12 protein-coding genes are annotated in these 13,975 nt (G+C 65.2%); 11 read left to right on the top strand and 1 reads right to left on the bottom strand.

Annotated features, from left to right (window positions below):
• The first annotated feature begins 202 nt into the window (after positions 1–202).
• The 9 genes from ACVWYI_RS15125 to ACVWYI_RS15085 all read left to right on the top strand — a co-directional run bounded on the left by ACVWYI_RS15125 (position 203) and on the right by ACVWYI_RS15085 (position 10,825).
• Entirely contained in the window at positions 203–1,222 is a 1,020-nt protein-coding gene (locus ACVWYI_RS15125; protein ID WP_354044504.1) for a 2-dehydropantoate 2-reductase, read from the top strand.
• Positions 1,219–2,007, top strand: coding sequence for a fumarylacetoacetate hydrolase family protein (locus tag ACVWYI_RS15120; protein ID WP_456650619.1), 789 nt, complete (start codon positions 1,219–1,221; stop codon positions 2,005–2,007). Before ACVWYI_RS15125 ends, ACVWYI_RS15120 begins: the two co-directional genes overlap by 4 nt.
• Before the next feature lie 148 nt (positions 2,008–2,155).
• Positions 2,156–2,557 (top strand): hypothetical protein, encoded by a 402-nt coding sequence (locus ACVWYI_RS15115; RefSeq protein ID WP_456662464.1) that lies wholly within the window; start codon positions 2,156–2,158, stop codon positions 2,555–2,557.
• 210 nt (positions 2,558–2,767) lie between these two features.
• Positions 2,768–2,968, top strand: coding sequence for a hypothetical protein (locus tag ACVWYI_RS15110; protein WP_007608336.1), 201 nt, complete (start codon positions 2,768–2,770; stop codon positions 2,966–2,968).
• A gap of 73 nt (positions 2,969–3,041) precedes the next feature.
• Positions 3,042–3,692, top strand: a complete 651-nt coding sequence (locus ACVWYI_RS15105; protein ID WP_247349991.1) for a hypothetical protein — start codon at positions 3,042–3,044, stop codon at positions 3,690–3,692.
• A gap of 1,018 nt (positions 3,693–4,710) precedes the next feature.
• Positions 4,711–5,706 carry an NAD(P)H-dependent flavin oxidoreductase gene (locus ACVWYI_RS15100; protein WP_247349989.1) on the top strand — a complete coding sequence of 332 codons (996 nt, stop codon included), beginning with the start codon at positions 4,711–4,713 and terminating at the stop codon, positions 5,704–5,706.
• Positions 5,707–5,731: 25 nt separating this feature from the next.
• Positions 5,732–6,703 carry a zinc-binding dehydrogenase gene (locus tag ACVWYI_RS15095; protein WP_456662463.1) on the top strand — a complete coding sequence of 324 codons (972 nt, stop codon included), beginning with the start codon at positions 5,732–5,734 and terminating at the stop codon, positions 6,701–6,703.
• A 192-nt stretch (positions 6,704–6,895) separates the two neighbouring features.
• On the top strand, positions 6,896–8,269 hold the full coding sequence (locus ACVWYI_RS15090) for a cation diffusion facilitator family transporter (protein ID WP_456662462.1): 1,374 nt from the start codon (positions 6,896–6,898) through the stop codon (positions 8,267–8,269).
• Positions 8,270–8,494: 225 nt separating this feature from the next.
• A complete protein-coding gene (locus ACVWYI_RS15085; protein WP_456662461.1) occupies positions 8,495–10,825 on the top strand; it encodes a PAS domain-containing sensor histidine kinase in 2,331 nt (776 codons plus the stop codon).
• Between the two features lie 3 nt (positions 10,826–10,828).
• On the opposite strand, the gene ACVWYI_RS15080 is transcribed toward ACVWYI_RS15085, so the two are convergent.
• Positions 10,829–11,722: a LysR family transcriptional regulator gene (locus ACVWYI_RS15080; RefSeq protein WP_247349978.1), complete on the bottom strand. Its 894-nt coding sequence runs from the start codon at positions 11,720–11,722 to the stop codon at positions 10,829–10,831.
• Between the two features lie 222 nt (positions 11,723–11,944).
• Here ACVWYI_RS15080 and ACVWYI_RS15075 point away from each other — a divergent pair, with 222 nt between their 5' ends.
• Together ACVWYI_RS15075 and ACVWYI_RS15070 are read left to right on the top strand one after the other, a co-directional pair.
• Positions 11,945–12,421, top strand: coding sequence for a formate dehydrogenase subunit gamma (locus tag ACVWYI_RS15075; RefSeq protein WP_456662460.1), 477 nt, complete (start codon positions 11,945–11,947; stop codon positions 12,419–12,421).
• Positions 12,418–13,974 carry a formate dehydrogenase beta subunit gene (locus ACVWYI_RS15070; RefSeq protein WP_456662459.1) on the top strand — a complete coding sequence of 519 codons (1,557 nt, stop codon included), beginning with the start codon at positions 12,418–12,420 and terminating at the stop codon, positions 13,972–13,974. The genes ACVWYI_RS15075 and ACVWYI_RS15070 overlap by 4 nt, the downstream gene beginning before the upstream one ends.
• Position 13,975 lies beyond the last annotated feature (1 nt).

Raw genomic sequence — 13,975 nt, 5'->3', positions numbered from 1 at the left:
CGGAAAAAGGGCGCCCCCTCTCCCGCTTGCGGGAGAGGGTTGGGGAGAGGGTCTCTCCGCTAGGAAGACTCCCCAAGAGGATAGAGCCCTCACCCGCCGTGCTCTTCGAGCGCGTCGACCTCTCCCGCAAGCGGGAGAGGTGCAGAGAGCCTGTGGCGTGAACGATCGAACGAACGACCAATTTTGGTCCCGCGAGGATTCCATGAAGATCTGCATCTACGGCGCCGGCGCGATCGGCGGATATCTCGGGGTTCAGCTCGCGCGCGCTGGCGCCGACGTCAGTCTCATCGCACGCGGCGCCCACCTCGCCGCGATGCGCGAGCGCGGCTTGACGCTGCTCGCGGGCGAGGAGAAGCACACCGTGCATCCGCGCTGCACCGACGATCCCGCCGAGCTCGGCGTGCAGGATTACATCATCATCACGCTGAAGGCGCACTCGATCACCGGCGTGATCGAGAAGATGCAGCCGCTGCTCGGACCCCACACCCGCATCGTCACCGCCGTCAACGGCATCCCCTATTGGTACTTCTACAAGCACGGCGGCCAATACGAGAACGCGACGCTGGAGAGCATCGACCCCGGCGGACGGCAGTGGCGCGAAATCGGCGCCGGGCGCGCCATCGGCTGCATCGTCTATCCCGCCACCGAAATCGAGGCGCCCGGCGTGATCCGCCACGTCTACGGCAACAATTTCCCGCTCGGCGAGCCCTCCGGTGAAATCACCCCGGACGTGCAACGCCTCGCCGATCTCTTCGTCGCCGCCGGGCTGAAAGCGCCCGTGCTCGACCGCATCCGCGACGAGATCTGGCTGAAGCTGTGGGGCAATGTCTGCTTCAACCCGATCAGCGCGTTGACCCACGCAACGCTCGACGTGATCTGCACCGATCCGGCCACCCGCGCGCTGTCCCGCGCGATCATGATGGAGACGCAAGGCATCGCCGAGACGTTCGGCGTCAAATTCCGCGTCGACGTCGAGCGCCGCATCGAGGGCGCGCGCAAAGTCGGTGCGCACAAGACCTCGATGCTCCAGGATCTCGAGCGCGGCCGTCCGATGGAGATCGACCCGCTCGTCACCGTCGTGCAGGAGATGGGCCGCCTCACCGGCGTCCCCACCCCCGCGCTCGACTCCGTGCTCGCAATGGTGACCCAGCGCGCCCGCATCGCCGGTCTCTATGACGGTATCACGACGCCATCAGATCCGCGCGCACTGGCGGTGGCATGATGGCCGGCGAGATGAAACAATGGCTCCGCTTCCGCAACAGCGGTGCGACCGGCTTCGGCACGTTGAATTCGTCAGGCATCAGCGTGCACGAGGGCGAGATGTTCGGCCGCCATGCAGCCACCGGCAAGACGCTGGCACTGTCGGAGGTCGAGCTGCTCGCGCCCTGCGCGCCCAGCAAGATCGTCGCGCTCTGGAATAATTTTCACGCGCTCGCGGCCAAGCTCAACCAGCCTGAGCCACCGGAGCCGCTCTATCTGCTGAAGGCCATCACCAGCATCACGACACCTGGCGCCGTGATCCGCCGTCCCTCTTATTACGACGGCAAGACAACATATGAGGGCGAGCTCGGCATCGTCATCGGCAAGACCTGCGCCCGCGTCTCGCCGGCGGAAGCAGACAGCTTCATCTTCGGCTACACCTGCGTCAACGACATCACCGCCAACGACATCCTGACCAGCGATCCCACGTTCCCGCAATGGGCTCGCGCCAAGGGCATCGACGATTACGGCCCGTTCGGCCCCGTCATCGCCACCGGTCTCGATCCGGCCAAGCTGGTGGTCCGCACCATCCTCAACGGCGCGGAGCGGCAGAACTATCCGATATCGGACATGATCTTCACCGCGCAGGAACTGGTCAGCAAGATCTCCCACGACATGACCCTGCTCCCCGGCGACCTCATCGCGGTCGGCACCTCCGTCGGCGTCGGCGTGATGAAAGAGCCGGTGAACACGGTGACCGTCGCGATCGACGGCATCGGCGAGTTGACCAACGAGTTTCGGCTGTAGCGCAATCTCTGTCGTTCGATGGATTCCGGGCTCGGCGCTACGCGCCGCCCCGGAATGACGGCCAAGGGGACCTGACGTCGCCCGCTCCAATTCGGGAAAATCCGGTACTCTCCACCGCCCCTCCACCGATCGGCTGACGCAACCAGCCGTGGATCGCGCTACCGGAAACGTCCGGGAAAGCCCCGCGACCCTTTCGCGCCAGCGCCTCGGCGCGTTGCAGGAGACGCTGGCGACGCTGAACGGCTTCAAGACGGAGCTGTCGAAGTCGCAGGCCGACCTCGTCCCGCTGAAGGCCCCGGTGTTCGGCATCGAGGCTCTGATTACGGACGTCGGCACCACCCGCGACCTCCTCGCCAAAACCGTCGGCGAGATCGAGGCGAGCGGCGACGTCACCCTCGCCTCGCGCGTCGACGCGCTGACCAAGAGCAAGCGCGAGGTCGAAGACCGCCTCGCCCGCATCTTCGACAATTTCAACGCGCTCGACGGATTACGGAAAGACATCGGCGGGATTTTCTCGACGATTCGGAGCAGCCTGAACCGGATCGGGTGAGGCCCAGCTGCGTAGGATGGTTTCGCTGCGTTCAACTCGTCCTGCGAGCCGCGTGCTCCGAAACGTTCAGACACATCACATCTCCATGCGCCCGGCAGATGCCGCCAACATGTCGCGCGGATGCCGCACTGTGGACGCATTCGGCCGCCCTTCTGTGAGGCGTGTCTGGGGGCACGGCGGTGCCGTGTTTGGACCAAACCTTCTAGGGGTATGACTGTGAAGAAGATTGTATTTGTCGTGGGTGCCACGCTTGCTCTGGTGACGGTTGCGAATGCTGCGGATCTGCCGCGCCGCCAGCCCGTTCCCGTCTATTCGGAGCAGGCGCCGATCGGCAAGATGCCGATTGGCAAGAGCCCGGTTGGAAAGGCCCCGATCGGCAAGGCGCCCGGCCCGGTCGCGGCGCGCTACTGACGCGTTAGCGAAGTACGCGCAGAAGAAGCAAGCGCAGACTTGGCGTAAGCGGCCGACAGTCGAGGGGCACAGGGTGACGAACAAACCTGATCGATCGGGACCCTGCATCCTTGCGGGATTTGCGCTCGCGGCCATGATCGCGTGTACGACACCCTCGGCCTCGGCCCACGAAGCGAACAAGCGCGTTGCTGACGCAAACGCGCTTGCCACGACCGACACTGTATCGCGGCCGGCGCCGCCATCGACGCGGCGCGCGGTCGCGCGCGCGGAGAAAGGTCCGTACTACGTCGATTTCCGCGCCCGCACGGCCGCGAGCTGGGGCCACGCCTTCGTCTGGTACGGCAAGACCAGCGAGCGCGCCGTCGAGGTGGCAGGGCTCACGCCCGCCGGCGACACCTGGGCCTATGTGCTCGGTCACGTCACCTGGGTGCCGGCGGAGACCGGCGCGAGTTACGGCGATCTCGACCCGGACTATCTGACCGCGAACTACCGCGTCTATTTGAACGAAGCCGACGCCAAGCGCGTGTTTGCCTATATCAAGAAATTGCAGGCGAGCTCGCCGGTCTGGAACGCCGAGACCACCAACTGCACCGGCTTCATCGGCGACATCGCCGAGTACATGGGATTGAAGGTCCCCTACCGCTGGCAGCGGCCGGAAAACTTCGTCAACAGCCTCAAGGAAATAAACGGCGGCCGCCAGATGGTGCGACTGTCGGCGGAGTAGCCGCAGCCTTGTCACCCGTCGGGCAAAACACTCCGCGCAATTCCCCCACCTCGCTTGTCAATCCTCCGCGCCAAAAATATACCACTTTACCGAAATTCTGATTTACCGTACACACGAACCACCCTGTCCGAGACAAGGGACGGATCGCGATCGTCACGAACGGCGGGCAGGGTAGCGATGGACGCGACGGCGTCGGGCGCGATCGGAATTGCAGGGCGGCCTTGCCGTGAGCAGTCACCACCGCGCGTACGACACGATGCCGACAGCGTTTTCGCATGGCTTCGGGCGTGAGCACACGCCAGCTCTCGAAGTCCCAGCGAGGATGTGCGCGGACGGTCAAGTCGTGTGGTCCTGACGCCCGGGGTCTGTGCGTCAAGTCCAGCGGTGATGTTGCTGCCCGACCGGGCGTGCGCATCAGCGATCCGCTCGGCGACGGGGGCAATAGTGCATCGCTCCCCGAGGAGAGCACGAAGTAAGCCGTAAACCATTGCGCAGGGAAGGCCGGGCGATTGGCTGACCTGTGGTCCACCCCGTGTGCATCTTCCTGCGCACGGACCTGGGTGCCAGCCGGCGCCCGGCCTTCCCTGCGCCCTTGTCACGACGAGGGCGATGCGATCAGGCAAAGCTCGGGCGAAATGCGCCGCGAGGAGGCGAAGGTGTGTCCACTGTTTGAAAGTTGGGTCGGGATTGATCCGCAGACGGTTCGTCCGTGCCCCGGATGCAGCGCAGCGTCCCTCGACGGTGCCCTGCAGAGCCGGGGCCCATCTTTCAGAGTGCTCGTGGGGCATGGTTCCCGGCTCTGCGCCGCAACGTGAAGGACGTTGCAGCGCGTCCGGGACACGAGACGGAGAGACGCTGTCGCCCACACTCATCGCGCCCCAATTATCCGCCCCACGGAATCCTCCACTCCCCCGCATGATCGCCCTGTCCGACCTCGCAATAGACTTTTCCCGACCCGGGCGGCATCCTGCCGCCATCAACCGATAACAGAGCGCCACGCAGGCGGGGGAAACAGATCATGTTGCAGACGCGGTTCACGAAGCTCGTCGGTGTCGAGCACCCGATCGTCCAGGGCGGCATGCAATGGGTCGGCCGTGCCGAGCTGGTCGCTGCCGTCGCCAATGCCGGGGCGCTCGGATTCATCACGGCGCTGACCCAGCCGACGCCGGAGGACCTCAGGAAGGAGATCGCGCGCTGCCGCGACCTCACCGACAAGCCGTTTGGCGTCAACCTCACCATCCTGCCCGCGATCAAGCCGCCGCCTTATGCCGAATACCGCGCCGCCATCATCGAGAGCGGCATCACGGTGGTCGAAACCGCCGGCAACAAGCCGCAGGAGCATGTCGACGAGTTCAAGAAGCACGGCGTCAAGGTCGTGCACAAATGCACCAGCGTCCGTCACGGGCTCTCGGCTGAGCGCATGGGCGTGGACGCCATCTCGATCGACGGGTTCGAATGCGCCGGCCACCCCGGCGAGGACGATACCCCCGGCCTGATCCTGATCCCGGCCGCCGCCAACAAGATCAAGATCCCGATGATCGCTTCAGGCGGCTTTGCCGACGCCCGCGGCCTCGTCGCCGCGCTGGCGCTGGGCGCCGAAGGCATCAACATGGGCACGCGTTTCATGGCCACCAGGGAAAGTCCGATCCACCAGCTCATCAAGGAGAAGATCGTCGCCAACGACGAGCGCGAGACCGAGCTGATCTTCCGCACCATGCGCAACACCTCCCGCGTCGCCAGGAACGAGATCTCGACCAAGGTCGTCGCGATGGAGAAGGAAGGCGCCAAGTTCGAGGACATCCGCGAGCTCGTCGCCGGCGCCCGTGGCAAGATGGTCTATGCGACCGGCAACTCGGACGAAGGCATCTGGTCGGCGGGCCAGGTGCAGGGCCTGATCCATGATATCCCGAGCTGCGCCGAACTCGTCTCCCGGATCGTGCGCGAAGCCGAGGCCATCATCCGCAGCCGGCTCGAAGGCATGATCGTTCATCCGACAGCGCAAGCTGCTGAATAGTCACTGTAAGAAGCGAGAGCAATTTATGAAGGCTTATGTCTACGGCCCTGGTGGCGCTACGATTTCCGACGTCGCTCAACCAAAACCTAACGGCACGCAGGTGCTGGTCCGCGTCCGCGCCTGCGGACTAAATCGCGCCGACACCGGCATGCGCAAGGGCCACGCCCATGGCGCGGCCGGCGGCGCCGGCACCGTGCTCGGTATGGAATGGGCCGGCGAAGTCGCCGAGCTCGGACCGGATGCCAAGGGCGTGAAGGTCGGCGACCGCATTATGGGCTCGGGCGGCGCAGCGTTCGCCGAATACACGCTGGCCGATCACGGCCGGCTGTTCCGCGCGCCCTCGAACATGAATTTCGAGGAAGCCGCCACCCTCCCCGTCGCGCTCGCGACCATGCACAACGCCGTCGTCACCGTCGGCGGCGTGCAGCCCGGGCAAGCCGTGCTGATCCAGGGCGCAAGCTCCGGCGTCGGCCTGATGGCGATGCAGATCGCCAGGCTCAAGGGCGCCAAACTCGTGATCGGCTCGTCGACCGATGCCACTCGCCGCGGCCGGCTGCAGGAATATGGCGCCGACCTTGCCGTCGATTCCTCCGATCCCACATGGGTCGACGAGGTGTTGAAGGCGACGAACGGCGAAGGCGTCGACCTCATCGTCGACCAGGTCTCAGGCCAAGTCGCCAACCAGAACCTCGCCGCGACAAAGGTAAAAGGCCGCATCGTCAATGTCGGCCGGCTCGGCGGCACCCATGCCGATTTCAACTTCGACCTGCACGCGGCGCGCCGCATCGACTATGTCGGCGTCACCTTCCGCACCCGCACCATCGAGGAGGTCCGCGAGATTTTTGAGGAGGTCCGCAAAGACATCTGGGGCGCGGTCGAGTCGCGAAAACTGCAGCTGCCGATCGACAAGGTGTTTGCCTTCGACGACATCGACAAGGCATTCGAGCACATGGAGGCGAACAAGCACCTCGGCAAGATCGTGGTGACGGTGCCGTAGCGGTCCCAGTCTTGCAGGGTGGGCAAAGCGAAGCGTGCCCACCACAAGCGGTTGATCAGGAGACGCCTGTTGGTAGGCACGGCGCCATGGCGCCTCTGTCCACCCTACGAAAAGGTGCTCCTGCAACTCACTTGCGACTACGTCTGTGGACTGCAGCTTGATGTTCACCCGTGGCCTGCTAAATCCCACGCCATGAGCTCCCAACACAACAAGACCTCGGTCGCGGCGATCTCGATCTTCGCCAGCGGCGGCATGGCGGCGGCCAAGTTCGCAGTCGGGATCGCGATCGGCTCGCTGGCGCTGATCTCCGAGGCCCTGCACTCCTCGGTCGACCTGGTCGCCACCATCATCACCTGGGCGGTGGTACGGGTGTCCGACAAGCCGGCGGACGAGGAGCATCATTACGGCCACGGCAAGCTCGAAAGCATCTCGGCGCTGGGCGTCACGGCCCTGCTCTACGTGCTCGCCGGCGGCATCCTGGTCGAATCCTACAGCCGGCTGCGCGAGGGAACCCCGCCACCGACCATTTCGGCCGCGCCGTTCGTGGTGCTGGTGATCGACATCGTCGTCAATCTCTGGCGCGCCCGCGCCCTGCACCGCGCCGCGCGGGAGACGCGGAGCCAGGCGCTGGCCGCCGACGCGCTGCATTTCGCCTCCGACGTGATGGGCTCTTTCGCCGTGATCGTGGGCCTGGTCCTCGCCGCCCTCGGCTTCTGGTGGGGCGATGCCGCCGCGGCCGCCGCGGTCGCCGTGATGATCGCCCTGCTCGGCTTGCGCATGGCCGGCTCGACCGTGCAGACGCTGCTCGACCGCGCTCCGGAGGGCGCGCAGGAGAAGGCCACGGCCGCGATCCGGGGCGTGTCCGGCGTGATCGACGTCGAACGGCTGCGCGTGCGCATGGTCGGAGCGACCACCTTCATCGACACCATCGCAAAGGTGCCGCGGACCTATCCGATCGACCGCGTCGAGGAGATCAAGCGCAAGGCGCAAGCGGCCGTCGACAAAGCATTCGGCGAAACCGACCTCACCTTCACCGCGGTCCCTGTCGCCCGCGACAACGAGACCGTCCGCGACCGCATCATGGTGATCGCGCATAATTCGGGACTCGCCGTCCACCACGTCACGGTGCACGACCTCGGCGGCAAGCTGATCGTCAGCATCGACCTCGAGGTCGACGCCGGAATGCAGCTCGACGCTGCCCATGACGTCGCCAACACGCTGGAGCGCAACATCCAGGAGGAGTTCGGCGCGGACGTCGAGGTCGACGTCCACATCGAGCCGTTGGAACCTGAACTGCCGTTCGGAGTCGATGCCGCGCCGGAACGGGTGCAGGCCATCGCCGCCGCTCTGACGGAATATGCCGCCGGCGGCGAGATCCACGACATCCACAATGTCCGCGTCCGCAACACCGACGCCGGCGAGATCGTCAACTTCCACTGCCGCGCCGAGCCGTCGATGAGCGTGATCAAAGTGCACGAGCACGTCGACGCGATCGAGCGTGCGCTGCGGCGCGCGTTCCCGAGCGTGAAGCGCGTGATCAGTCACGCCGAACCGCCGCGCGCATGATGCAGAATGTGCGAGGAGTCACACGTTCCCGTTTCGGACTCGTAACGCACGTCAATTTACGGACGCGAGAGGCGCGAACTCTCCATTGGATAAGAATTATTCGGCATTAACGATTCATTGACTCTCGACAGGCCGCGAAAACTGGATTCAAATCGCTGTGATTCGAAAGCGATGTGGGGCTGCTTTCGAAATCAGTCGCAGCAGAGTTTCCAGGGGGCCTAGGGCATGGCGCGTGCAGACGCCGCGAACGCGTGCGTGCAATCCGATTCGATAAAAGGATTGGCGCAATCGATCGCGAAACCTGCCTACCATCGGCTGCTGATCGCGGAGCCGGCGCTGCGCCGCGCGGTGCCGACGCTCATCATCGCGTTCCTGATCACGATCTGCCTCGGCGCGTTCGTGCAGGTCGTCGATCAGACGCGCCAGAAGCGGCTGGTGATCCGCCACGACATGTCGGCGCTCGCTGACCTGCTCGCCGAGCGCATCGACCGCCTCACCTCGGCGCGACAGGAGCGGCTGAAGAACATCGAGAACCTGCCGACGCTGCTGTCCGATCTCATTCCGTCCTGGGGCACCGCCTCGGGCCGCCACGTCATCGTCACCTCGGCCGGCCTCGATCGCCGCATCCTCGCCCGCATCCCGGTCGACAGCGATCCCTCGGGCAACGATCGTCTGCTCGACGCAATCACGACGGCGCAACTGCTGGCGGCGCCGCCGCGCGACGGCAACATCTCCGACATGACGCTGCCGAACGGCAACGCCGCGATGGCGACCTCGCGGCAGATCAAGTCGCTGCCCGGCTTCGTCACCGTGATCCAGGAGCGCAACGAGCCGATCTGGGGCTCGGACGCCGCGCTGTCGGTGACGCTGTCGGCCACCACCGGCTTCGTCGTCCTGATCCTCGGCTTCGCCTTCCACTGGCAATCCACCCGTGCCCGCGAGGGCGACTTGATCAACGACGCCGTGCGCGGCCGGATCGACACCGCGCTCAACCGCGGCCGCTGCGGGCTGTGGGACTGGGACCTGTCGCGCGGCCGCATCTTCTGGTCGCAGTCGATGTTTTCGATGCTCGGCCTCGACGGCCGCAACGAGCTCCTCACCTTCGGCGAGGTCAACGCACTGGTGAAGTCCGACGACATCGACCTGTTCGAGATCGCCGACCAGCTCATCTCCGAGAAGATCGACCACATCGACCAGACCTTTCGCATGCAGCATGTCGACGGCCATTGGATCTGGCTCCGCGTCCGCTGCGAAAAGACCCACGGTGCGACCGATTCCAGCGTGCACCTGATCGGGATCGCCGTCGACATCACCGAGCAGAAGAGCCTCGCCGAGCGGACCGTGGAAGCCGATCTGCGCCTGCGCGACGCGATCGAGACCATTCCCGAAGCCTTCGTGCTGTGGGACGCCAGCGACCGCCTGGTGCTATGCAACTCGCACTTCCAGCGCCTGCACAAGCTGCCCGACAGTGCCGTCACCTCCGGTACCTCTTACGAGACCGTGCTCGAGGTCGGCCGCATGCCGGAGGTGCGAACCCGCCATAACGAGACCGCCAGCCAGGGCCCCGGCGCGCGCACCTTCGAGGCGCAACTCGACGACGGCAGCTGGCTGCACATCAGCGAGCGCCGCACCAAGGACGGCGGCTACGTCTCGGTCGGCACCGACATCACCCGCATCAAGGAGCACGAGCAGAAGCTGGTCGACAACGATCTGCGCCTGCGCGCCACCGTCATCGACCTGAAACGCTCGCAGGCAGCTCTGGAACGACAGGCAGGCGAGCTCGCCGATCTCGCCGAAAAATACCAGCGCGAGAAGACCCGCGCCGAGGAAGCCAACCAGACCAAGTCGAAATTCCTCGCCAATATGAGCCACGAGCTGCGCACGCCGCTGAACGCGATCATCGGCTTCTCCGAGATCATGGGCTCGGGCATGTTCGGCGAACTCGGTTCGGAAAAGTACCAGGAATACTGCCACGACATCCTGACCAGCGGGCATTATCTGCTCGAAGTCATCAACGACATCCTCGACATGTCCAAGATCGAGGCCGGCCGCATGAAGCTCGACATGGAAGAGCTCGACCTGGCGCAGACGCTGGCGGAATCCTTGCGGGTCGTCACCGGCCGGGCGCAGGACAAGCACCTGACGCTCGACGCCGACATCGAAAAATCCCTCTCCGTCGTCGCCGATCGCCGCGCCACCAAGCAGATCATCGTCAATTTGCTCTCCAACGCCGTGAAGTTCACGCCCGACGGCGGACGCATCGTGGTGCGCAGCCGGCAGTTCGACGACAGGATCGTGCTGATGATCGCCGACACCGGCATCGGGATCGCCCCGCATTCACTGGCGCGGCTCGGCCGCCCCTTCGAGCAGGTCGAGAGCCAGCTCACCAAGACCTATCACGGCTCGGGACTGGGGCTTGCGATCGCCCGCTCGCTGGCGCAGCTCCATGGCGGCTCGATGCGGCTGCGCTCCAAGCTCGAAGTCGGCACCGTCGTGCGCGTGACCCTGCCGCGCGACGCGATCAAGGCGGCGTCCGGAATATCGGCCGCGGCCTGAATCCTAAGATTGCAGCGACGGCGCGACTTCGCGCGCGACATTGACCAGCGCCGCAATCAACGGCGTCATCGGATCGCGCTGCGGGATCACCATGCCGATGCTGTAATTGACATCCGGATCGGTGATCGGGATCGAGCGCACCGTGTCGGACAGGCCGAGCGTCTCGGCGAGCTTGGCCGGCATCACGCTGGCCCAGCGTCCCGTCTTCACGTGCGTGAACAGCACCAGCAGCGAGTTCGACGTCAAGGTCGGCGTCGCCTCCGCGCCGACCGAACGCAGCGCGCGGTCGATGATGCGGCGGTTCTGCATGTCGGGCGTCAGCAGGCACAGCGGCACCTGCCCGACCTCCGTCCACGTTACCGTCTCGCGATCGCCAAACATTCCATCCGGCGCGGTGAGCAGGCGATAGCTCTCGTTGTAGAGCGGAATGGTGCGCACCTTGCCGATCGGCTCGTTCTCGATATAGGTCAGCCCCGCGTCCACCTCGAGATTTTCGAGCAGCCCCAGCACCTCGGACGAGGTGGTGGACCGGATGCTGAAGCGCACCTCGGGATGCCTGGCGCGGAACGGCGTCGTCAGCGCGGCGACCATGCCGAGCACGGTCGGGATCGCGGCAATACGTATCTCGCCGGAGAGCTGATGCTTCAGCCCATTGATCTCGTCACGCATCGCGCGTGCATCGCCCACGATCCGACGGGCCCAATCCAGCGCCCGCTCGCCTTCCGGCGTAAAACCCTGGAAGCGAGAGCCGCGCTGGACCAGCATCACGCCGAGAATCTCCTCGAGCTGCTTGAGCCCGGTCGACATCGTCGGTTGCGTCACGCCGCACACCTCTGCGGCCCGGCCGAAATGCCGCTCTTTCGCCAGCGCCAGCAGCAATTCAAGCTTGTCGAGCAACCGTCATCCCCTCGGATTGTGTGGTGGCATACAAGCTAGCACGCCCTGCCCCGCCCAACACGCAAAAACCGCCCGGCAGACAGCTCCGATTGCAATTTCAGATCAACTGATCGCCAACGCAAATCGATCGGAATTCGCAATCGCAGCATGGGACAGCTTTATTGATCTTCGAATGATTCCAAATAGTTTGCGATGAGCAGACGCTCTGGTTGAGAACGAAGAATGACAGCGGTTTTTGAGCCTTGGGACGAAACGCGCGGCGCCGATATCATCGCCGAACACAGCAAGCAGGAAGGCGCGACGCTGGTGATCCTGCACGCGCTCCAGGGGGCGTTCGGCTACGTGCCGGAAGCAGCCATTCCGATGGTGGCGCAAACGCTCAATCTGTCGCGCGCCGAAGTACATGGCGTGTTCACGTTTTATCATGATTTCCGCCACAAGCCGGCCGGCCGCCATGTGCTGAAACTCTGCCGCGCGGAGGCCTGTCAGGCGGCGGGCGGCGATGCGCTGGCTGCGCGTGCCGAGGCGAAGCTTGGCGTCTCGCTCGGCAACACGACCGCCGACGACCGCGTCACGCTGGAGCCGATCTACTGCCTCGGCCTGTGCGCGACCGCACCGTCCGCGATGCTCGACGGCCGTCTCATTGGCCGGCTCGATGAAAAGCGTATCGATGCGCTTGTTGCGGAGGCGCAGCGATGAAGATGCGGATACTCGTCCCCCGCGATGCGGCTGCAGTCGCCGTCGGCGCCGATGACGTGGCCACGGCGCTCGAACAGGTCGCGGCACAGCGCGGCCTGCCGATTGAGATCGTCAGGACCGGCTCGCGCGGGCTCTGCTGGCTGGAGCCGATGATCGAGGTGGCGACCCCCGGAGGCCGCATCGCCTACGGCCCGGTCGGCCCGGAGGATGTTGCCTCCGTGCTCGATTCGATGGCGAGCAATGGATCTCATCCCTTGCGGCTCGGCACCGTGGATGAAATCCCCTGGCTGAAGCGCCAGACCCGCCTCACCTTCGCGCGCTGCGGCGTGATCGACCCGCGCTCGCTCGACGACTACCGCGCCCATGACGGCTACAAGGGCCTTGAGCGTGCGCTCTCGCTCGACTCGGATGCGATCCTGAACGAAGTCACCGCATCCGGCCTGCGCGGCCGCGGCGGCGCGGGCTTCCCGACCGGCATCAAATGGAAGACGGTCGCGCAGGCGAAAGCGGATCGTAAATTCATCGTCTGCAACGCCGACGAAGGCGACAGTGGCACCTTCGCCGACCGCATGATCATGGAAGGCGACCCCTTCCTCGTGATCGAGGGCATGACGACCGCCGGCATCACCGTCGGCGCGACCAGGGGCTACATCTACATTCGCAGCGAATATCCGCATGCCGTCGAAGCGATGAACGCGGCCATCACCGCGGCTAGACGCGGCGGCTATCTCGGCGACAAGATCGGCGACTCTACATACAGCTTCGATCTCGAAATACGCGTCGGCGCCGGCGCTTACGTTTGCGGCGAAGAGACCTCGCTGCTGGAAAGCCTCGAAGGCCGCCGCGGCCTGGTGCGTGCAAAGCCGCCGCTGCCCGCGCATCACGGCCTGTTCGGCAGACCGACCGTCATCAACAACGTGCTATCGTTCGCGGCCATCCCCTTCATCTTGGCCGAAGGCGCCAAGGCTTATGCCGATTTCGGCATGGGTCGCTCGCGCGGCACGATGCCGATCCAGCTCGCCGGCAACATTCGCCAGGGCGGGCTGTTCGAGACGGCGTTCGGCGTCACGCTCGGCGAGCTCGTGGACGACATCGGCGACGGCACGTTCACGGGCCGTCCCGTTCGCGCGGTTCAGGTCGGCGGCCCGCTCGGCGCCTACTTCCCGCGCGCGCTGTTCGACACCCCGTTCGACTACGAGGCCTTTGCCGCGCGCGATGGCCTGATCGGCCATGGCGGCATCGTCGTGTTCGACGACAGCGTCGACATGCGCAAGCAGGCGCGCTTCGCGATGGAATTCTGCGCCATCGAATCCTGCGGCAAGTGCACACCGTGCCGGATCGGTTCGACCCGCGGCGTCGAGACTATCGAGAAGATCATGCGCGGCGAGCGCGTGAGCGAGAATCTGGCGCTCGTCGAAGACCTCTGCAACACCATGAAATTCGGCTCGCTCTGCGCACTCGGCGGCTTCACACCCTACCCTGTGCTCAGCGCATTGAAGCACTTCCGGGAAGATTTTATCCCGGCCCCGACCACGCTTCAGGCCGCGGAATAGG

Source organism: Bradyrhizobium sp. LB13.1 (genome assembly GCF_054056815.1).
Note: the sequence above shows the minus strand (reverse complement) of the source record. Positions and strands in the feature narration are given on the sequence as shown.

Bases quoted from the DNA above. Each gene is read 5' to 3' on its own strand.
- ACVWYI_RS15090 (WP_456662462.1), top strand. From the start codon at position 6,896: ATGAGCTCCCAACACAACAAGACCTCGGTCGCGGCGATCTCGATCTTC.
- ACVWYI_RS15075 (WP_456662460.1), top strand. From the start codon at position 11,945: ATGACAGCGGTTTTTGAGCCTTGGGACGAAACGCGCGGCGCCGATATC.
- ACVWYI_RS15120 (WP_456650619.1), top strand. From the start codon at position 1,219: ATGATGGCCGGCGAGATGAAACAATGGCTCCGCTTCCGCAACAGCGGT.
- ACVWYI_RS15110 (WP_007608336.1), top strand. From the start codon at position 2,768: ATGACTGTGAAGAAGATTGTATTTGTCGTGGGTGCCACGCTTGCTCTG.
- ACVWYI_RS15125 (WP_354044504.1), top strand. From the start codon at position 203: ATGAAGATCTGCATCTACGGCGCCGGCGCGATCGGCGGATATCTCGGG.
- ACVWYI_RS15100 (WP_247349989.1), top strand. From the start codon at position 4,711: ATGTTGCAGACGCGGTTCACGAAGCTCGTCGGTGTCGAGCACCCGATC.
- ACVWYI_RS15095 (WP_456662463.1), top strand. From the start codon at position 5,732: ATGAAGGCTTATGTCTACGGCCCTGGTGGCGCTACGATTTCCGACGTC.
- ACVWYI_RS15085 (WP_456662461.1), top strand. From the start codon at position 8,495: ATGGCGCGTGCAGACGCCGCGAACGCGTGCGTGCAATCCGATTCGATA.
- ACVWYI_RS15070 (WP_456662459.1), top strand. From the start codon at position 12,418: ATGAAGATGCGGATACTCGTCCCCCGCGATGCGGCTGCAGTCGCCGTC.